Source organism: Xanthomarina sp., from assembly GCF_035306705.1.
In the GTDB taxonomy this organism is placed as follows: Bacteria; Bacteroidota; Bacteroidia; order Flavobacteriales; family Flavobacteriaceae; genus Xanthomarina.
The window spans coordinates 1-20541 of the sequence record NZ_DATGNO010000080.1; the positions used below are offsets into that span (position 1 = coordinate 1).

The following is a 20541-nucleotide window of genomic DNA, read 5'->3' on the forward strand; positions in this document are numbered from 1 at the left end:
CGTACTTTATCCAAATTAATAATGTGCGATTTATGACATTTAAAGAATTTAGAACTTAATAGTTTCTCAAACTTTCCTAGATTATAAGAGCTGGTTATGGTTACACAATTTGTAATATGGATTTTTGTATAACCTTCATAACCTTCTAGATGGAAAACCTCATCTTGTGGTATAAAGGAAATCCCTTTTTGAGTTGGGATTATAATTTTATTATTTTTAGAAATAGTCTCTTCTAAAAGATTTACTAATTTCAAATTACTGGCACTCTCCATCCTTAGTTTAATAACTTCCAATGCTTTGTTTATGGCTAGGACCAAATCGTTATTGTCAATAGGTTTTAATACATAATCAATGGCCGATTTTTTAAAAGCATCAATAGCATATTCGCTGTAAGCCGTTACAAAAATAACTTGAAAATTAACGTTCTTTAATTTTGAGAGCAACTCAAATCCATTTATTCTTGGCATTTGAATATCTAAAAACAAAATACTTATCTCTTGTGTTTCCAATGCATTAATGGCATCTTCAGGCTTTTGATAAGTACCTAAAATTTGAATTTCCGGAAACAAACTCTCAATCTTTTTTTGTAAACTTTTTAAATTTGAAATCTCGTCGTCTACCAAAATGGCTGTGATGTTTTTCATTTTTTATTTGTCTTAATTAAAAATACAGACTTATTGCCTTTATCGGTTTTATCTGGACTTATTTCTTCAGTGGAATAGTTAATCTCCCATTTTTGAGAATAATTTAAAAAATGTAATCTATCCTTTAAAACACTAGAAGATTTTATGTTTTTACTTTGTTTGTTGCGCGTGTTTACAAAACCCACACCATCATCCATAATTTCCACTTTAAAGGTTTGATGGTCCATATAAATAAAATTTAAGGTAACTAAACCGTTTTCCATTTTATTAAAAACACCATGATTTACGGCGTTTTCAACTATGGGTTGTAATAACATGGTTGGAATTTTTGTGTGTTTTATATCTAAATTAGGATCTACATGAATAATAAAACTTAGTTTTTCTTTAAAACGAAGTTTCTCGATTTCTAAATAGTTTTCTAGCAAACCAACTTCTGTTGCCAACGAAATTTCATTTTCTTTTGAAAGTTCAAAAAATTGACGAATTAATTTCGAAAATTTTACCAAATACAACTCCGATTTTTCAAAATTATTCTCACCTATATAATACTGTATCGCAGAAAGTGAGTTGAACACAAAATGTGGATTCATTTGAGATCTTAAGGCTTTCAATTGTAATTCAGACAAGCGTTTATCTTCAAATATTTTTTGATTCTTTTTAAATTGAGAGCGTTTTACGAAATATCTTGATATTAAGACTACCAAGAAAACACCAAGTAATACAACCAATGCTTTAAACCAAAATTTCTGCCACCACAAAGGTTGTATGATAAAACTTAATTGTTTTTTAATGCCATATGCATCTATAAAAAGCGTGTAATTATCAGGCTGAAGATTATTGAAATTAAAATTATTGGTTGTTGTTTTGATCCAATTTTTATGAATGGGTTCTAGTTTGTAGTTATAGGATAAATTCTTCTGTCTTTCTGAAAAATCAATATTAGAGATTTTAAAGTTTATAGTACTGTTATCTTCATATTTAAACACCGAATTACTTGTTGTAATCGATTGATTATTAAATAGAGCTTCCTCTATATAAACATCTAATAACTGCGAAGTTTTTTGTAAAGCTTTAGGTAGAATAGCAATTCCGTTATTTGTACTAACCAGTAACTTATCTTGATGAACAACCACATTGTTTACACTATTTGATGGCAATCCATTGTCTTTATCTATTAGCATTTTAAAAACAAACGTATCATTTATTTTTGTGTACTTTAATACACCAGACTCGGTAGCCAACCAAATGGTATTGTTTTCTAAATAGGCATTATTTACAATTAGAAATTCGGATTCAGGTAATTGATTAATGGTTTTTAAATCTGTAATGTAAGTGCCAAATCCGTCGGTATTTAACAAAATTTCTTTCTCTGAAATTTTAGAAATACTTAATATGGATTTATTAAATTCTTTGTTATCAAATTGAATTGAAGAAAACACCTCGTCGTTAAATTCCTTTAACCCGCTTGATGTGGCTACTAAAAACCTATCATTAAATACAAGTAATTCATTAATTCCACTTTGCAGATATACGTCCTTAACACTAAATTTTTCAGGATTGATTTTATTTATTCCTACGGAGAATTGTCCAAATAAATAATCTTTGTAAAAAACAAGCTGACGTGCTTTATCGTTCATAAAGTAAATTCGGTCTTGAACATCAACATCTAAAATCACATTATTTTTTCCTCTTTTAACATGACCTTTAGACATGTAAAACTCGGTGTCTAATTCCTCTATATAAGAGGCATTAAATAGATATTCTGCTTCGTTAATATAGGGAGAAAAACTATTTTTAGAGGGATTGTATTTATAAAAACCCTTATTAAAAACATTAGCAATAATTTTATTATTTACCTTACTAATATCACTAACTTTTTCGCCTGTCAAACAATATTTTATATTTTGTTTTTCTATTGGAAAATGGTAAATCCCATCTGTAAAAGTGCTTATCCAAATAGATCCTGTTTTGTCAATAAGCGCAAAGTGGGCTTTTAAATCTGCAGGTATATAAAACGTGTTTTTAATGTGAAAATTATCATCTAAAATACCAACAAATCCTTTTCCGGAGATCTGGATTTCATTGTTTACTAAGTTTATTCTTACGTGTTTAGATTGTTCTAATGCTAGTTCATCTTTAAAATTCCGTTTATATAATTTTAAAGTATTCAAATTAAGAATGGAGTATTGTTTGTCATTTACCCAATAAAACAAACTATCTGTGATTTGACCTCTTTTATGAATCATGTTTAAGACATTTGTAAAATCATAACTTTTAATGGTTTGATCGTTTTTATCTTGAACAAAAACAGAATCTAGTAATTCTGTAGTTTTAAAACTAGAAACAGTTGGGTGCTCGATATAGCTATTAGTAGCAATAGTGCTTCCTAAACGATATTTCATTAAAAGTTTCCATTTGTTATCTTGTAAAATATGAAATGTAGTAGAACTAGTTAAAAAAATCTTATTCCCTACTTGACTTGTGAAAATAGGGTTGAAAATTTCACCTTTTTGCTCGCTTTCAAAAGCATAAACACTATCATTTTGAATATATCCCAATTTTGATGATTTAGAGAGATACCATAGCTTGTCATCTGGAGTTGGAAAAACTTCCCAAACATCGTTAGTTGCCAAACCATCTTTGGTGGTAAAGGTTTTCATGGTGTTTCCATTGTACTTTACCAAACCTTTATCGGTTGCAATCCATATAAATCCTTTGGAGTCTTGGGTTATTTTATAGACATGATTACTAGGCAGTCCATCTTTTGTAGTGTAATTGGTGTATTGTTGAGAAAATGAAAAAGTAGTAGTAAAAAGAAATACGTAAAGAAGACATTTCTGGTTTATCGGTCTTTCTTTCTTTTTAAAGGAGACAATAATCAATGAAAAAAAACTCCATATCCGAATTAAAAATAAAGTGATATGGAGTTTTATATATTTCAGTATTTGATTTTTTAATGTATTACAAATGTAATCGTTTTATTAATTTATTGACAGACTTTTAATCCATTACCTAAATCCACACAAGTTGTTCCTGGAGGGCAATCGGAGTCGGTTTCACAAATAACATGGCAAGTTCCATTTAAACAAACTCCTGTACAATCGGAATCAGATGAACATTCATCAATAATTCCATTACAATTATTATCTATACCATCTGAAGTAACTTCTGTTCTTCCAGGATTTATACTAGGCTCTGCATCATTGCAATCTGTGTTGTCAAGCACATAACCGTCTGGTTGTGTACAAGCTTTTTTACTAACTTCAGGATTTCCATACGAATCACCATCCATGTCGAAATACCAAGTTTGTTCTATACATGATGTCTCATCATCACTACCACAGGCAACTACAAATAGCACAAGAACCAATACACTAAATTTTAAAATTTGATTTTTCATATTATTAAGGATTTACACTATCTATGATTACACAAAACTCTGCTTCTCCAACTCCTGGAATAACGACATCGAACCTAAACTCATCTCCTACTGCTGTCCCTGCTCTCTGACAAGTTACTGTACATGGGTAATTTGTTCCACCAATTCCAATGGTACCAGAACCTGTTCCATTTAAAGTAACAACCTCTGTAAGAAACCACATATCACCTGGGTTTGAGGTTTCATAAATTTCCACTGCGGCAACACCTGGTCCTCCATTATTTGGAAAAAACTCTGTTTGTAATTGTGCTTCTGGCAATAATGTATGCGTAGCACCATTTGTGTCTAAAATAGTTAACCCTTCATAATTACAAACATCTACATTGACGGCATGATCATCGTCATTATCACAATTAAAAAGAGTTAATGCAAATACTAATAGAATTAGGGATTTCATGGTTGTTTTCATAATATTTATTTTGAAATTATTGATATGTTATATTTATATCAAAGAAGCTTAAACTTGTTACCCACTTCACAGGTGTTTTTAAGTTTTATTATAACTTTTAAATCAGTTCGTCTATTCTTCCATCGCAATTATCGTCAATTCCATTTCCAGGAATTTCCATGGCATAAGGATGCACATTGGGATTGGTATCATCGCAGTCTAAATTATTATTTACGCCAACTGCTGGTGGTGGTAATGCGAAACCCGCTCCATAACCATCGCCATCTGCATCTGTATAATATTCTACAATGTCTATGTCTCCGTCACAATTATCGTCAATATCATTTCCAACAATTTCATCTGCTAATGGATTTATCATAGGGTTGGTATCGTCGCAATCTGCATTATTATAAACCATGCCATCTGGTGCAGGATCGCCAAAACTCACTTCGTAAACAGAACCAGAGTTTGGATCTCCAAAGCCATCATTATCAGAATCTTTATAAAAAGTAATTCCGAATAAACCATTGCAATTTTCGTCAATGCCATTATCTGGAACTTCTATAGCACCTGGATAAATATCTGCATTCGTGTCGTCACAATCTGTATTGTTCCCAACGTAACCAATTGGTGGGGTTTCATTACCATACACTCTTACAGATGGTTCAACTCCATAACCATCTCCGTCCACATCTTCATAATAAGAAGTCCATCCATGTTCTGGGTTAGAGCAGCCTGAACCAATTATAAATACTGCTAATACCAATAGCAATGCTGGTAAAATTGTTTTTAATAAATGCTTTTTCATAATTTTAAGTATTAAGTGTGTTTATATTAATTTTTTTATAGAATTTATAATAGAAATAAGCTGAAATTGAAATAAGACAAAGTGCTATAAATTGTGAATGTGATAGTATACTCTCAATAATAAAACCGCGTTCATCGCCTCTAAAAAATTCTAAAACCCCTCTTCCAAAAGCGTATAACATTAAATAGATTAGAAATACCTGTCCTTTAAATTGCTGATACTTTTTAACAACCAACAGTATTAACATGATGGTAAATATCATACTACTCTCATACAATTGTGTGGGATGAACGGAAATGTTTTGAGTAGTTGGAAAAATCAATCCTAAACTACTATCTGTTGGCGAACCATAGCAACATCCCGCTGCAAAACATCCCAATCGACCAATTGCATGTACAATGGTGGTGGTAACTGCAAAAACATCCAGCATGGGCAAAACAGGTATGTTATGTCTTTTTAGATACCAAATGATATAAGGGATTATAATTACAAACGAACCATAAAACACAAAACCTCCCGAAAAATTATTCAGTAGTAAACTTGGATTTTGTATGTATAATAACGGATCTTGTAGATAATAAAAAAGCTTTCCGCCTACAAAACCGGCAATAAATATGTTGTAGAAAAATGTATTTGAAAGATTAATAATTCCCAACTCCTTTTTAGCCCGCCATTTTGTATAAATTCCTGCTAACAACGTTCCTAATGCAATTAAAACCGCATAAGAATATATAGTGACTTCCTGTATTCCAAAAATACTTGATAGAAAATCGGGCAATGAAAAATGAAAGAGTTCTGGGAACATAAATACTTTTCAGGTTAATTACTTAGTTGATAGATTTTGGGCGCTTTTAAAAAAATCGCCAGCAAAAAAGTGATAAATTTCTACTGACGATGATTACATTTATTGATTAATAGCAGGTGCAAAATAGGTCGTACTACAAAGACTACAAATTACCAATAAAGGAATTATAGCTTTCATTTAACGAAATCCCTCTTTCATTCTACGAACTGATAATTTGTGCTGTTATAAAAAAAACTTATGTTTGTAGTAATATAATATGCAACCCTTAACAACTAGAACTACTTATGGATTCCGAAAGAATTATTGATCTATTTATGTTTGCCATTCCTTCTATAATTACTGGTTTGATAGCCTATTACTTTTTTAAGGAACACACAAAAAATGAAGATGGCAGAAGACGTTTTTTATTACATAAAGACATGCAAGTAAATGCCATGCCTTTGCGCCTTCAAGCCTATGAACGCATGGCCTTGTTTTTAGAGCGAATTACCCCTTCAAAATTACTTATTAGAATGAACCCAATATCTTCAAATAAAGAAGATTACGAAACCTTGCTTATAGCGGCTATCGAACAAGAATTCGACCATAATTTATCGCAACAAATCTATTTAGGCGACGATTGTTGGAACATTATTGTAGCTGCAAAAAACGCTACAATTCAACTTATTAGGAAAGCAAGTTTATTAGAAAAAACAGATACAGCAAATAAGCTTCGAGAAGTTATTTTAACCGAAATGATGGAGAAAAGAGCTCCAAGCGATGCTGCCTTATCTTTTATAAAACAAGAAGTAAGCGAGATGTGGTAAAACCTGCTTAACAATTAAGGTGTTATTCTTCCAAATGTTTCATTTTTGCATAATCAAAGCCTTGTTGCCACCATTTGGTCATAAGCCTTTTGCTAAAAATAAGCGAATTTTCAGTTAAACTAGAGGGCGTGTAATACAAGTTAAGCTTGACACCTTTGTTCTTAGCAGCTAATTTTCCAATAAGTATATCGTTTTGTTCCACTTGATTAAGCAAATGGCCGAAAAGATTAATCATTAAGGAGAATGGATTTTTCCCGAGCACTCTCTGGTTTTCTATATTTTCAGTTTCCAAAATAATCGCATCCACTTCTGTGGCGCCACGATTTATGGCTTCTCGAATAGGAACTACACAACCCAATCCTCCATCTGCATATTCAAATCCATTTACCTTGGCAATGGACATAAAGGGAATGTAATTGCAGGAAATCCATATCCAATGACAAAATTCCTCATACGTGCAATCGTTTATGGATTTATACTCAACTGTATTCATAGATAAATTGGACACTGTAACCACCACATCCGACTTTTCTGCTCGGATTTTAAAAAATTCTTCCCGAGTAAAATTGCGCTTAATACTTCGTCTTAAGGCATTGCTTTCGCCAAAGGTTCGTCGCCGTCTAACAAACTGCCACAGAGAGTTTATGAAATCTATGGACACATATTCCCTATCTCCTTTTTTACGTTGTACAAAAGGACTGACACTAAAAATATCGTGTTGCTGAACATTTGTGAAAATATCGTATAATTTTGGAATATTATCCACGGCCAAATGAGGAATCAATAAACTGCCTGTAGATGTTCCTAAAAACATATCGTAGGTTTTGTCTTGATGTTCCATTAGATATTGAGCCACACCTCCGGCATAAGCACCTTTACTTCCACCTCCAGAAATTACTAATGCTTTCATTGATTATCTAACTGACTTATAGATTCATTTTTAAACTTCGCGAAGTTGAAGCCACTTTGCCACCATAAATTCATTTTTTCTTTATTAAACACTAAAGAATTTGTTGTTAAAACTGTTGGGGTATAATAAAAATTGATAATTGCATCTTGATTGGTTGCTACAAATTTTCCAATTCTAATATTCTGACTTTCAATTCTATCCAACATAAAAGCAAACATATTTGTAAGAAGTGAAAAGGCATTTAACGAAGGCATTCTGTTGAATTGTGTGATTTCAGTTTGTAAAACAATAGCATCTATATGTGTAGCTCCTCGTTTTATAGCTTCCTCAATAGGAACCATGGAACCCAAACCTCCATCGGCATATTCGCAACCGTTTTTTTTGACTAAAGACATAAATGGTGTGTAATTACAGGAAATCCAAACCCATTCCAAAAACTCTTCGTAATCGAAATCTTTTATGGATTTATATTCCACTTGATTAAGCGATAAGTTTGAAACAGTTATTACCACATCTTTTTGGGATGCTTTTAACTCGGCAAACTCATCTTCGCTAACCGTTTTTTTTATCAATTTTTTAAGATTATAGCTTTCACCAAAGGTTTTACTACCTCTAAGTAAATTTCTTAGAACATTAAAATGATTGATTCTAATAGTTTCAAGTCCATTTTTTCTTTTTATTGCAAATGGGCAGACATTAAAAATAGCTTGCTGATCGACATTGGTGTAAATTTCCTTTATTTTTTCCACTTGATTTAAAGCCAAATGAGACACCAACAAACTTCCGGTTGAAGTACCCAAAAACAAATCGTATTGATGTTTTTTATTTTCAATAAGATATTGGGCCACGCCTCCTGCAAATGCACCTTTACTTCCCCCTCCTGAAATGACTAATGCTTTCATTTATTTTGTTTTTGTAATCTTAAAATCACGGTTTCATAATCTGGATTTTTAGATAAGGTTTCCAACATGTTTTTAGCATATTTTTTAAAACGCCAGTTGTAATGCCAGGAAGCATCTATAAGGTTAGATAACACTTTTTCATTAAAGATACTTAAAGAGTTTAAATAATTAAAAGCCATTAATCTCACCTCAAAACCATATTTAGGATCGGAATAGCTTATTAATTCATTTAAAAAATCTGTTTTATGCTCTGGTTGATAGGAAGGTGTAGAAATTGCCAGTGCCAACCAAAGCTGTCTTACATTTTTATCGCTTAGCCCAATGACATTTTTGGTTTCACTTAAATAAGTATTTCTATCTTCAGGGAAGTTTATCCATAAATGAAATAGTGCCGATTCTATGGTAATATACGACCGATCATCCAGCAAGCTTTCATAATCTTTTTTAAGGTTTAAAGGAATTTTATCTAAATTCTGAGCAATGGCTTGTCTGGTTTTTAAAGACCCCTCAAACACTTTAGCGGTCACTCTGCTCGGAATTTGAGAGATCACTTTCTGCTTGGCTTGATCTGAAATGGGAGCGGTTAAATAATAAGTACACTTAGAGGTTGCCAATTCACAATCCACCATTTCGTATTCTTGAATAAACGCCGATTTCATTAAACTTTCAGTGGCCTCTTCAAAAGGAAACTCCTCTTGCACCAACCAAATATTTACAAATTTCTTTAGGTTTTTACCACTGGTTATTTCAACTTCTGAAATAAAATCGGATGTTTCTACCATAGCAAAAGGATGTGCTTCCAAATAATTTTTAACGGCTTGTTTAAAGGCTTTATCGCCCACTTCTTCTCTTAAAGCATGTAAAACCCATGCGCCCCGTTTGTAAAAAGTCGTACTACTAGATTTCGGGTTTAACAAAGACGTACTTGTACCAGATCTGTTTTGGTCTATAAGTTCTTGGGCATATTCGTATAAGTTCCAGTAATACCAACTTTTTCCAAACACATCTTTTTCGGCTAAAAGCGCATAATAACTAGCAAAACCTTCCTGCAACCAATGATGCTCGCTATTTTTTGCTGTTACATAGTTGCCAAACCATTGATGGGCTAATTCGTGCGCATTTACATTCACATAATTTCTATCTACAAAAGCTATAGAGTCTATAACAAAAGCATCGGAGAAAATAGTAGCACTTGTATTTTCCATGCCTGCATATAGAAAATCGTGCACAGGAATCTGTTTATAGTTTTGCCACGGATATGGCAGGTCTATTTCATTTTCAAGAAAATCGAACATTTGTTTGCTATAGCGATAAGTGGGTTCCACCTTTAAGGAATCTTCTGGATAATAGTACATTTCTAATGGAATCCCACTATTGGATGTTTCTTCGTATTTATGGTATTTCCCAATAACTAAAGCAAGTAGATAGCTAGACATAGGCTCTTTCATATCGAAATGCCAAGTGGTATTTTCTGCTTCTACGTCTTTGCTTATAAGTTTTCCGTTAGCAATTACTTCATAATCGCTATTGAAAGTAATGGATAAATCGAATTCTATTTTGTCGTTGGTATCATCTAAACTTGGCAACCAATGGCTTGTATATTTTCCTTGTCCTTGCGTCCAAATTTGGTTTGGAGCTTCATTTTCCCAGCCCACAAAATAAAGAGCTTGCTTAGGTTTTGCCTCATATTTAAAACTTAGATGATAGATTTCATCTGCTTTAAATTCAGAATAAACAATCAGTTTTTCACCATCGTTTTTAAAATTGGTTTTCTTATCATTTAGTAAAACATCATCGAAACCCATAGCTAAGGCATCCAAATAAACAGAATCTACGGCCTTTAATATTTTAAAATTATATTCGGCCAAACCATAAACCTTGGAAGAGTCTACATTAAAACTCAAACCACTTTTAACATGAGTAAAATCAACATTTTCAACCTGTTGCGCATAAGTTAATCCTACAAAAAATAAAAAGAAATAAGAAAGGAGATGTTTCATATATATACCATATCAACTACTTGACTAAAATACATAAATTTTGAAGTTTAAAGTTTCAAGATTAAGTTTTATATTCGTATTATGTCTACAAGTTTACAAACTCCCATAGATTATTTAAAAGGTGTCGGTCCAAATCGTGCAGATTTACTTAGGACGGAATTGGGCATCCACACCTACCAAGATTTAATTAATTTATTCCCCAATAGATATTTAGACAGAACGCAATATTACAAGATACATCAATTACAACGCAACAATGCAGAAGTGCAAATTGTAGGTGAAATTATTAGCCTAAAAGAAATTGCACAAAAACATGGAAAACGTTTGGTTGCAACTTTTAGAGACGATACTGGAAGCATGGAACTAGTTTGGTTTCGTGGACAAAAATGGATTCGTGAAAGCTTAAAACTCAATAAACCTTATGTTATTTTTGGGAAAGTGAATTGGTTTAATGGCGTTTTTAGCATGCCACATCCAGATATGGAACTTTTGGAAGAGCATGAAAAAAACATACGTTCTGCCATGCAGCCCATTTATCCTTCTACAGAAAAGTTATCAAATAAGGGCATTACCAATCGTGTAATTACTAAAATTATGCAGCAATTATTTCTTGAAACCAAAGGTCGATTTCAAGAATCCCTATCTGAAAATATCCTCTCAGAATTAAAATTATTATCGAAATCTGAAGCCGTTTTTAATGTCCATTTTCCAAAAAATCAAGAGCTGTTAGCACGGGCTCAATTCCGATTAAAATTTGAAGAATTATTCTATATTCAATTGCAATTAATTCTGAAAAATTTAATCCATAAATCGAAAATAAAAGGCTTGCCATTTACACAAGTTGGAACGTATTTCAACACGTTTTATAAAGACCATTTACCCTTCGAATTAACCAATGCGCAGAAACGTGTTCTGAAAGAAATTAGGCAAGATTTAGGGAGTAATGCCCAAATGAATCGTTTATTGCAAGGCGATGTAGGTTCTGGAAAAACTATAGTTGCATTTATGTCAATGTTAATGGCACTTGACAACGGTTTTCAAGCATGCCTAATGGCTCCGACTGAAATTTTGTCAGTCCAGCATTATAATGGATTAATTGAATTGGCTAACAAATTGAACATCAGCATAAAAATACTTACAGGTTCAAGTAAAACTTCAGAAAGAAAAGAAATTCATAAATTGCTTGAAAACGGCGAATTAGACATCCTAATTGGCACACATGCTCTCCTTGAAGATAAGGTGAAATTTAAGAATTTAGGGCTGGCAATTATAGATGAGCAACACCGTTTTGGAGTCGAGCAAAGAAGTAAACTATGGAGGAAAGGCCCAAGCGGAATTCAACAAAATAATGAAGAGGAATCTGGGGAGATTAGAGGAGCAATTCCTCCACACATTTTAGTGATGACTGCAACCCCAATTCCAAGAACTTTAGCCATGTCTGTTTATGGCGATTTAGACATCTCAGTTATCGACGAATTACCACCTGGAAGACAAGCCATAAAAACGGTGCATCGATACGATAAAAATAGACTAAACGTGTTTCGATTTATTAGAGATGAAATTGAAAAAGGCAGACAAATTTATATTGTGTATCCCTTAATCCAAGAAAGTGAAAATATGGATTATAAGGATTTAATGGATGGCTATGAAAGCGTTTCTAGAGACTTCCCCGCTCCTAATTATCAAATTTCGATTGTACATGGCAAAATGAAACCGGCCGACAAAGATTACGAAATGCAACGCTTCATTAAAGGCGAAACCAACATCATGGTTGCCACAACCGTTATTGAGGTTGGCGTAAACGTTCCAAATGCTTCAGTTATGATTATTGAAAGTGCGGAACGTTTTGGCTTATCACAATTACACCAATTAAGAGGACGTGTTGGACGTGGTGCCGAACAAAGCTATTGTATTTTAATGACGAGTCATAAATTGAGTGCCGACAGCAAAAAACGAATACAAACCATGACTAGAACCAACGATGGTTTTGAAATTGCTGAAGTAGATTTAAACCTTCGGGGCCCCGGAGATCTTATGGGAACACAACAAAGCGGGGTTTTAAACCTAAAAATCGCCGATATTATTAAAGACAAGGACATATTACAATCTGCCAGATTCTACGCTAAAAAAGTGCTCGGTAGCGATCCTACGTTGAAAACTCCAGAAAACAAAAGTATACTTTACACCTACCAACAAGTTGCGAAGTATAAGAATATTTGGAATTATATAAGTTAGCTATAAGGTTCCATACAAGTAATTTTTTAACTATAAATCCTTTAATTTAGCTTATATTCGAATTTAATAATTGAAAAGATTTCCTGTCTTATTGTAAAAATTTATTAACATCAAAGACCCAAAAAAAGTGAATATACTTATCAAAAACGGCCTCTTTTTTTCTGGGGATTCAAACAAAAAAGCAACAAAGCAAGATGTTTTAATTGATAGAAATGGGAAAATCATAGAAATTGGTTCCATCAATCTTCCACAAAATAATACTGTAGAAATAATAGATGCAGAAGGACATTGGATTGTTCCCGGATTTATAGATTCTCACACACATTATGATGCCGAAGTCATGGCATCTCCAGGACTAAAAGAATCGGCACGACATGGCGTAACCTCCATCATACTTGGAAGTTGCTCCGTATCATCCGTATATAATTCACCAGAAGACACTTCAGACTCTTTTACGCGAGTTGAAGCAATTCCTAGAGAAGTGATGTTACCTTTATTGGAAAAAGAAAAAACATGGAACACGCCAAAGGAATGGAAAGCTTATATTAATAAATTACCCTTAGGGATTAATATTGCTTCGTTTATTGGTCATTCGGATGTACGAATGAAAGTTATGGGAATAGATAGATCCTTATCCGATGGAGAATCGGCCACAAAAGAAGAAGAAAACTTAATGGCACGCATGTTAAACGATGCGTTAGACGAAGGGTTTATAGGTTTGTCTACCATGGATAACCCTTGGGATAAAATGGATGGCGACAGGTATTGGTCGCATAAAACGCCTTCCTTCTACTCCTCTTGGAAAGAACGAAAAAGTCTTATCGAAATTTTACGAAAAAGAGATGCTATTTTACAAGGTGCTCCAAATTTAGTAACGCGCTACAATGCTTTAAATTATATGTTAGCGAGTTCAGGGCTTTTTAGAAAACCTTTAAAAACCACCATGATTGCCATGATGGATTTAATTGGCGATAGATATATTTATCCCATACTTGCTTTTACTACTAGATCTATTAATTTATTGGGAAACGCTAATTTTAGAATGCAATCGCCGCCATGTCCATTTACCGTATATTACGATGGTGTAGATTCTGTAATGTTTGAAGAATTTCCAAGTGGTGAAGCCCTTAGACATCTTGCAAAAGAATTAGATACAAGAGATGAGCTCATAAAAAACCCAGAGTTTCGAGATAATTTCAAGAAAGAAATCAAAAATAAATTCGCTCCAAAGGTTTGGCATAAGGATTTAAGTAAAACGACTATTATAGCTTGTCCAGATGAAAGTATGATAGGGAAAAACTTCTATGAATTAGCTGAAGAAAAAAACCAACATCCCGTCGATTTGTTTTTAGACACGATTATCAAATACGATAAACAAATTAGATGGACCACAACCATTGCCAACGATAGAACAGAAAAATACAAGAGGCTTTATAATTTCCCATATAATCTGATTAGTTTTTCAGATGCTGGAGCACACTTAAATAATATGGCTTTTTACAATTTCCCTTTGAAAATGATAAAAATAGTACAGGATTCTATCGATAAAGGCCAACCTATTATGTCTATGGAGCAATGTGTCTGGCGACTTACAAAAGAGCAAGGAGATTGGTTTAACATAGATTGTGGTTACCTAGCAGAAGGTGAAATTGCCGATTTGGTGATTATTAATCCTAAAAACTTTCATAACATCACAGAAGATGTTGAAATAGATATTATTGAAGAATTTAACAATCATGAAAGACTTGTCAACCGAAATAAAGGCGTAGTTTCTAGAGTGATGGTTGGAGGGAAAACCATTTTTAAAAATGATGAGTTTGTTGAAGATTATGGAAAAACAAAAAAATATGGACGGTTTTTAGAGAAAGTAATCTAAATCCTACTCCTCCATCAATCCATTAACAAACCCTTCAAACTCTCTTGTAAACTCCGTATATTTCTCTCCAGTTGCAGGCCCATTAAATCCGGTATGAATTTTACGCACTGCTCCTGTTTTGTCAATAAAAATAGTGGTGGGATAACTCAATACTTGGTTAAGCATGGGAAGCTTCTCTTGAGCAGACACCTTACTGGAACTTCCGTATTGAGCCAATAATACAGGATAATCAATACCTAATCTGTCTTTTAATCTTTGGATGTTAGCAAAAGCTTTCTCTTCAGTTTTAGTGTATTCGAAAGCCAAACCTATAATTTCAAAATCTTTGTCTTTGTTATTTTTATAAAATTCTATAAAATATTTGCTTTCGTCTAAACAATTTGGACACCAAGTTCCCATAATTTGTACCAGAACTACTTTGTTTTTAAAGCGTTCGTCTTCTAAAGAAACCATATGGCCTTTTTCATCAGGAAAAGAAAAACTCATCTTCTCGTAACCGTCTTTTAAGTAGGTTAAATTATTAGCATCAGGTAATTCGAAGCTTTCGTTGCGTTTCGCCGTAAAAGGCTCTTTATAATGGTTTCCAGAGTAAAACATACCTTGTATAGTACTATCTGTAACGGTTGCTATAAAAAAATAGGCATGAGCCCCATCGAAAGTAGATAGTTTTAATTGGTTGCCATCTAAAACGCCTTCCAAAAACCTATAATCTCCAGTTAGGGTTCTAAAAGTTCCAGTTACCTTGTTGTTCTCTTGTTTAAAAATGCCTTTGGCAATATATTTATCGGTTTCAGAATTTGGACTAAAAGTCGTTTCCCAAATCCCGGAAACATCAGTTTTGGCTTTATTTACAGTCTCAAAACGTTCGGTTTCACCAAAAATGGCTTTAAAAGGAACTGTTCGGTTTAAATCGTCTTTAATATAATTTCCTTCTAACCCCTTTTCTGTAATTTTTGCTGCTATATAACCTTCAAATACTGGAGGATTTATAAATACAGAATCATTTCTGTAAATAACCTCATCGACTTCAATAATTTCATCCCCATTGAAGATTTGAAGTTTATCTATACTTAGAACTTCAAAAATAAAAGGCATATCTATACTATCGTTTATTTTTAAAAGCGCTTTGTAAGTTCCTATTTGTAAAGTTTTAGGCTGTTCTTTTTCCAATTTACAAGAAACCAGAAATATCAAGACCACTAATAAGCTTAAATGTTTCATGAGAAATTAGGGATGTCTGTTAAAATAAAAAAAGCGACCTGTTGGTCGCTTCTTTTTTATTTATTTTTTCTTCGGAACAAATATAGGAAGCAACTCAGTTGAGACTTCACCAAAACCAATTCTGGTACCATCTTTTTCGCAATGGCCACGCATAATAACCGTATCGTAGTCGTTTATAAACTTACGCTCTGAACCGTCTTGAAGTTTAATAGGTTTTTCACCTCTCCAACTTAATTCCAACATGGAACCGTAAGAATCTGGCGTTGGTCCTGAAATAGTTCCAGACCCCATCATATCGCCCGAATTTACTGGACATCCATTAACAGTATGATGCGTTAATTGCTGTACCATATTCCAGTACATGTATTTAAAGTTAGACTTGCTAACAATCGTTTCTTTGGCCGATTTAGGTTTGATGGCAACCTCCAATTTAATGTCGTAACTTTTCTTTCCTTTATATTGTAAATAAGGCAATTGTGGTTTCAATGGTTTTGGGCCTTCAACTCGAAAAGGTTCTAAAGCATCTAAAGTTACAATCCAAGGTGAAATGGACGATGCAAAACTTTTTGCCAAGAAGGGTCCTAATGGTACATATTCCCATTTTTGGATATCTCTTGCAGACCAATCATTAAATAAAACCAAACCAAAAATATATTCTTCGGCTTCCTCAATAGGAATAGGTTCACCTAAATCGTTGGCAGCTGTTGTAATAAAAGCCATTTCAAGTTCGAAATCCACTAATTTTGATGGTCCAAAAACTGGTGTATCACTTCCAGCTGGGAGGGTTTGTCCTTGTGGTCTATGAATTGGAATTCCCGAAGGAATAATAGAACTACTTCTTCCATGGTATCCCACAGGAATGTGCAACCAGTTTGGCATTAAGGCGTTTTCTGGGTCGCGAAACATGGTTCCCACATTGGTAGCATGTTCAATGCTTGAGTAAAAATCGGTATAATCTCCTATTTGAACAGGTAATTGCATTTCAATCTCGTCTAGGCGAAAGAGAACAATTTCCTTGTGTTTGACGTTGTTTTTTAATTCGTCGTTTTCTGCATCAAAAATATGCGCAATTCTATTTCTAACTGTTCTCCAAGTTTTTCTACCGTCTGCAATAAAATCGTTTAAGGTATCCTGCAGAAAAATATCGTCGGTTAATGGAATTCCTTCAAAATAACCTAATTGATGTAAAGCTCCTAAATCGATGGCCGTATCTCCTATTCGCGTTCCGATTGTAATAATATCATCTCGCGTTAAGAACACTCCAAAAGGAATATTTTGTATTGGAAAATCTGAGTTTTTATCTACATGTAACCACGATTTTCTATGTGGATCATTAGCTGATATTGACATAACCATTGTGAGTTTTTTTATATTGTTAAAAATCTATTCAAACCTACATAACTTTTTATTTTTATACTAATAATTAAGAAAGAATGTGATTTTAATTGATTCCTTAATGAAATCCAAAAAGCAAAGTAAATATATGTTTTTTGATGGTTTAAACTAATCTATTTGTTATTTTTGACATGATTTTAACGATAACAAGATTTTCATTAAAACCCATCGGGATTTATTGAATTAAAAAACAAATAAAATGATGCAACGCGACGAACAAATCTTCGAATTAATTGAAGCTGAAAAACACAGACAACTGGAAGGCATTGAGTTAATTGCTTCCGAAAACTTTGTAAGCAACCAAGTTATGGAAGCTGCAGGTTCTGTTTTAACTAACAAATACGCCGAAGGCTATCCTGGAAAACGTTATTATGGTGGCTGTGAGGTGGTTGACGAGGTAGAACAATTGGCCATAGACAGAGCAAAAACTTTATTTAATGCCGAATACGTAAACGTACAACCACATTCTGGAAGTCAGGCCAACACTGCTGTTTATGCGGCTTGCTTAAAACCAGGCGATAAAATATTAGGCTTCGATTTATCTCATGGTGGACATTTGACCCATGGTTCTCCTGTAAATTTTTCAGGAAAATTATACAACCCAGTTTTTTATGGAGTAAAAAAAGAAACTGGTCTAATTGATTACGACCATGTGGAAGAAATGGCTAAAAAAGAAAAACCAAAATTAATTATTGCTGGGGCTTCTGCTTATTCTAGAGATATGGATTTTAAACGTTTTAGAGAAATAGCAGATAGTGTTGGTGCTTTGTTATTGGCCGATATTGCACATCCCGCTGGTTTTATTGCTAAAGGTATTTTAAACGATCCGTTGCCTCATTGCCATATAGTAACCACTACCACACACAAAACCTTACGTGGACCAAGAGGTGGAATGATTATGATGGGACAGGATTTCGACAATCCGTTTGGATTAACACTTAAAAACGGAAGCTTACGTAAAATGTCGTCATTATTGGATTCTGCTGTATTTCCTGGAAATCAAGGTGGTCCTTTAGAGCATATTATTGCCGCTAAAGCGATTGCTTTTGGTGAAGCTTTAACCGATGCGTATTTACATTATATGCTACAAGTTCAGAAGAATGCAAAAGCCATGGCACAATCTTTCGTAAATAGAGGTTATCATATTATTTCTGGTGGCACAGACAACCACATGATGTTGATTGATTTAAGAAATAAGAATCTTACTGGAAAAGATGCTGAACAGGCTTTAGTAAAAGCAAATATTACAGTAAACAAAAACATGGTTCCTTTTGACGATAAATCTCCATTTGTAACTTCTGGAATTAGAATTGGAACGCCAGCCGTTACCACTAGAGGCCTAAAAGAAAAAGACATGGAGGGAATTGTAGCTTTAATCGATGAAGCACTAATGAATCATGAAGATGAAGCCAAGCTAGAAGCTATTGCTGAAAAAGCCAATGTCATGATGAGAGACTTGCCTTTATTTGCATAGGTTTTTATAACTTTTATATAAAACAGAAAAACCTGCTGGATCAGCAGGTTTTTTTATGTTTACTTTTTAGAATGTTTTGTTTAAAACATAATATGTTGGTAAGCTCCAGAATCTGGAGAACCCATTCTACTTACACCTAAAATATCGTTTGGTACTTGTCCGGCAAAGCCAGGATTCCCTAGAGCATTTGCTTTGGAATCCTCGCCAATTATCATTTGGTTCCTGTCTCTATCTTTAAAATCTGGATTTTGATTAAAAACATTCCCTTCATATAAAGCTGAATCATTGAAATTATAATTAGAGCCAGTAAAATTATTGTTATTATCTTGAAATCTCATCAAGCTGTTTGTAAACTTAAAGTTGAAGACCACGCCTGGATCTTCAATTTCATCCAGAATAAATTCGATATTATCGTTTCCGTAAATAATGCAATTGTTGAAATTGGCTTCGGTTAAATCGGCTAAATAAGCCACGTTATCCGCATCTAAAAGAAAATTATTGATCAATAAGGTTGGAAACTGTCTATAACTATTATTCCAAAAATTAGCAATCGTGCTATGTGTTACATTATATTTTCCTCCAAAAGTAGCAGCAAAACTACTTTGTCCAGAATTATTAATCACTAAGTTTTCAGCTAAAATAGAAGTTCTCCTTCCTAAGATTCCAAAATTACTGGAATTGTATATTTTCGAATTGGTGATATTTAGTTTGTTGTTGACTTCATTCGGATTTCCTTCACATAAAATACCAACAGCGCCATTTTTAATAGTTGCGTAATTAATGTTGTTATTAACACTGCCTTCAAGCAACCAAATGGTTCCCCATTGCCCCGGAATATTAGAAAAACTAGGTTCTAGTCTGTCTCCTTCAAAAACAACTTCATTTTCCAACAACTCCTGATCGGAACTTAAAGCACCATTAACTTGTAAACTAGCACCTTCTGAAACCAAAATTCCAGAATTGGCATGAAAATGTACGCGTGCTCCAGCTTCAACCGTTAAAGTTTCGTTGTTTGGAACGGCTGCATACCCATAGACCACATAGGGTTTTTGGTTTGTAAAAGTTAATTCGCTTGGCAATAAATAACGACCTTGAATATCGGTTTCTATAAGCTCTCCGCCTATGTTTATAGTCAAGGTTTCAATAATTCCTGTCGTATTATCTTTATCAGGATAGATAAAAACGGCATCCTTTACTAGGGTTACCAATTCTACCGATTGAAAGTTGGAACCAGAGTCGAATTCTATTTTATCGGTATATAAAAATTCGCCATTTAAATTCGGTAAATTATTGATATCGATAGTTGTTTCTATAAATACGTACATACTATCTTTTGCAAGAATCTCTACGTTTTGGAACACTTTTCCAGGCATTCCATCTACATTTAATCGATAGTTTGAGTTTTCGCCCAAAGCCAATCTAAGAGAAGGAATACTAATATCGTTACTGCTTCTATTATACACTTTAAGATTGTAGGTACTAGACCCAATATTTGTAAAAACGGTGTCTAAGTAAACGGTATCTTTTGAAAATTCCAGATTTCCAGAGCTCGGTCCAAAATCCAAATCTTTTCTACAGGAACTGGTAAAGATAAAAACGCTTAAACAAATAATAACATAAAAGGTTTGCTTCATTTTT

16 protein-coding genes are annotated in these 20541 nt (G+C 33.5%); 4 read left to right on the plus strand and 12 right to left on the minus strand.

Annotated elements, in window-relative coordinates:
* From VKY47_RS06880 to VKY47_RS06905, 6 genes are all read right to left on the minus strand, one after another.
* A partial coding sequence (locus VKY47_RS06880; RefSeq protein ID WP_324311518.1) for a LytR/AlgR family response regulator transcription factor occupies positions 1–644 on the minus strand: 644 nt, incomplete at its 3' end.
* Positions 641–3526: a sensor histidine kinase gene (locus VKY47_RS06885; RefSeq protein ID WP_324311521.1), complete on the minus strand. Its 2886-nt coding sequence runs from the start codon at positions 3524–3526 to the stop codon at positions 641–643. The genes VKY47_RS06885 and VKY47_RS06880, both read right to left, overlap by 4 nt.
* Before the next feature lie 104 nt (positions 3527–3630).
* Complete coding sequence (locus VKY47_RS06890) at positions 3631–4044, minus strand: putative metal-binding motif-containing protein (protein WP_324311523.1); 414 nt, start codon at positions 4042–4044, stop codon at positions 3631–3633.
* Positions 4045–4048: 4 nt separating this feature from the next.
* Positions 4049–4492, minus strand: coding sequence for a hypothetical protein (locus tag VKY47_RS06895; RefSeq protein ID WP_324311526.1), 444 nt, complete (start codon positions 4490–4492; stop codon positions 4049–4051).
* Between the two features lie 97 nt (positions 4493–4589).
* Positions 4590–5279, minus strand: a complete 690-nt coding sequence (locus VKY47_RS06900; RefSeq protein ID WP_324311527.1) for a putative metal-binding motif-containing protein — start codon at positions 5277–5279, stop codon at positions 4590–4592.
* A gap of 4 nt (positions 5280–5283) precedes the next feature.
* Positions 5284–6084 carry a prolipoprotein diacylglyceryl transferase gene (locus VKY47_RS06905; RefSeq protein ID WP_324311529.1) on the minus strand — a complete coding sequence of 267 codons (801 nt, stop codon included), beginning with the start codon at positions 6082–6084 and terminating at the stop codon, positions 5284–5286.
* 284 nt (positions 6085–6368) lie between these two features.
* Here VKY47_RS06905 and VKY47_RS06910 point away from each other — a divergent pair, with 284 nt between their 5' ends.
* The gene (locus VKY47_RS06910; protein ID WP_324311531.1) at positions 6369–6890 is read left to right on the plus strand and encodes a DUF7935 family protein; all 522 of its coding nucleotides are present in this window, start codon (positions 6369–6371) and stop codon (positions 6888–6890) included.
* Positions 6891–6912: 22 nt separating this feature from the next.
* On the opposite strand, the gene VKY47_RS06915 is transcribed toward VKY47_RS06910, so the two are convergent.
* The 3 genes from VKY47_RS06915 to VKY47_RS06925 are packed head-to-tail and all read right to left on the minus strand — an operon-like array spanning position 6913 to position 10702.
* Positions 6913–7800 carry a patatin-like phospholipase family protein gene (locus VKY47_RS06915; RefSeq protein ID WP_324311533.1) on the minus strand — a complete coding sequence of 296 codons (888 nt, stop codon included), beginning with the start codon at positions 7798–7800 and terminating at the stop codon, positions 6913–6915.
* Positions 7797–8702, minus strand: a complete 906-nt coding sequence (locus tag VKY47_RS06920) for a patatin-like phospholipase family protein (RefSeq protein WP_324311535.1) — start codon at positions 8700–8702, stop codon at positions 7797–7799. The genes VKY47_RS06915 and VKY47_RS06920 overlap by 4 nt, the downstream gene beginning before the upstream one ends.
* Positions 8699–10702, minus strand: a complete 2004-nt coding sequence (locus VKY47_RS06925; RefSeq protein ID WP_324311537.1) for a M1 family metallopeptidase — start codon at positions 10700–10702, stop codon at positions 8699–8701. Before VKY47_RS06925 ends, VKY47_RS06920 begins: the two co-directional genes overlap by 4 nt.
* Before the next feature lie 81 nt (positions 10703–10783).
* Between VKY47_RS06925 and recG the strand changes: the two genes are divergently transcribed.
* A complete protein-coding gene (recG, locus tag VKY47_RS06930; protein WP_324311539.1) occupies positions 10784–12937 on the plus strand; it encodes an ATP-dependent DNA helicase RecG in 2154 nt (717 codons plus the stop codon).
* Positions 12938–13064: 127 nt separating this feature from the next.
* Positions 13065–14813, plus strand: a complete 1749-nt coding sequence (locus VKY47_RS06935; RefSeq protein WP_324311540.1) for an N-acyl-D-amino-acid deacylase family protein — start codon at positions 13065–13067, stop codon at positions 14811–14813.
* Between the two features lie 3 nt (positions 14814–14816).
* On the opposite strand, the gene VKY47_RS06940 is transcribed toward VKY47_RS06935, so the two are convergent.
* Both VKY47_RS06940 and fahA read right to left on the minus strand, forming a co-directional pair.
* Positions 14817–16034, minus strand: coding sequence for a TlpA disulfide reductase family protein (locus VKY47_RS06940; RefSeq protein WP_324311541.1), 1218 nt, complete (start codon positions 16032–16034; stop codon positions 14817–14819).
* 60 nt (positions 16035–16094) lie between these two features.
* Positions 16095–17384: a fumarylacetoacetase gene (gene fahA / locus VKY47_RS06945; RefSeq protein ID WP_324311542.1), complete on the minus strand. Its 1290-nt coding sequence runs from the start codon at positions 17382–17384 to the stop codon at positions 16095–16097.
* Between the two features lie 247 nt (positions 17385–17631).
* Here fahA and VKY47_RS06950 point away from each other — a divergent pair, with 247 nt between their 5' ends.
* Positions 17632–18903, plus strand: coding sequence for a serine hydroxymethyltransferase (locus VKY47_RS06950; protein ID WP_324311621.1), 1272 nt, complete (start codon positions 17632–17634; stop codon positions 18901–18903).
* Positions 18904–18983: 80 nt separating this feature from the next.
* On the opposite strand, the gene VKY47_RS06955 is transcribed toward VKY47_RS06950, so the two are convergent.
* A complete protein-coding gene (locus VKY47_RS06955) occupies positions 18984–20537 on the minus strand; it encodes a hypothetical protein (RefSeq protein WP_324311543.1) in 1554 nt (517 codons plus the stop codon).
* Positions 20538–20541: the final 4 nt, after the last annotated feature.

What these genes read in the sequence shown, in the direction of transcription:
- VKY47_RS06920 (WP_324311535.1), bottom strand. Translation starts at nt 8,702, where the DNA reads ATGAAAGCATTAGTCATTTCAGGAGGGGGAAGTAAAGGTGCATTTGCA.
- VKY47_RS06915 (WP_324311533.1), bottom strand. Translation starts at nt 7,800, where the DNA reads ATGAAAGCATTAGTAATTTCTGGAGGTGGAAGTAAAGGTGCTTATGCC.
- VKY47_RS06895 (WP_324311526.1), bottom strand. Translation starts at nt 4,492, where the DNA reads ATGAAAACAACCATGAAATCCCTAATTCTATTAGTATTTGCATTAACT.
- recG (WP_324311539.1), top strand. Translation starts at nt 10,784, where the DNA reads ATGTCTACAAGTTTACAAACTCCCATAGATTATTTAAAAGGTGTCGGT.
- VKY47_RS06925 (WP_324311537.1), bottom strand. Translation starts at nt 10,702, where the DNA reads ATGAAACATCTCCTTTCTTATTTCTTTTTATTTTTTGTAGGATTAACT.
- VKY47_RS06910 (WP_324311531.1), top strand. Translation starts at nt 6,369, where the DNA reads ATGGATTCCGAAAGAATTATTGATCTATTTATGTTTGCCATTCCTTCT.
- VKY47_RS06900 (WP_324311527.1), bottom strand. Translation starts at nt 5,279, where the DNA reads ATGAAAAAGCATTTATTAAAAACAATTTTACCAGCATTGCTATTGGTA.
- VKY47_RS06950 (WP_324311621.1), top strand. Translation starts at nt 17,632, where the DNA reads ATGCAACGCGACGAACAAATCTTCGAATTAATTGAAGCTGAAAAACAC.
- VKY47_RS06955 (WP_324311543.1), bottom strand. Translation starts at nt 20,537, where the DNA reads ATGAAGCAAACCTTTTATGTTATTATTTGTTTAAGCGTTTTTATCTTT.
- VKY47_RS06905 (WP_324311529.1), bottom strand. Translation starts at nt 6,084, where the DNA reads ATGTTCCCAGAACTCTTTCATTTTTCATTGCCCGATTTTCTATCAAGT.
- VKY47_RS06940 (WP_324311541.1), bottom strand. Translation starts at nt 16,034, where the DNA reads ATGAAACATTTAAGCTTATTAGTGGTCTTGATATTTCTGGTTTCTTGT.
- VKY47_RS06890 (WP_324311523.1), bottom strand. Translation starts at nt 4,044, where the DNA reads ATGAAAAATCAAATTTTAAAATTTAGTGTATTGGTTCTTGTGCTATTT.
- fahA (WP_324311542.1), bottom strand. Translation starts at nt 17,384, where the DNA reads ATGTCAATATCAGCTAATGATCCACATAGAAAATCGTGGTTACATGTA.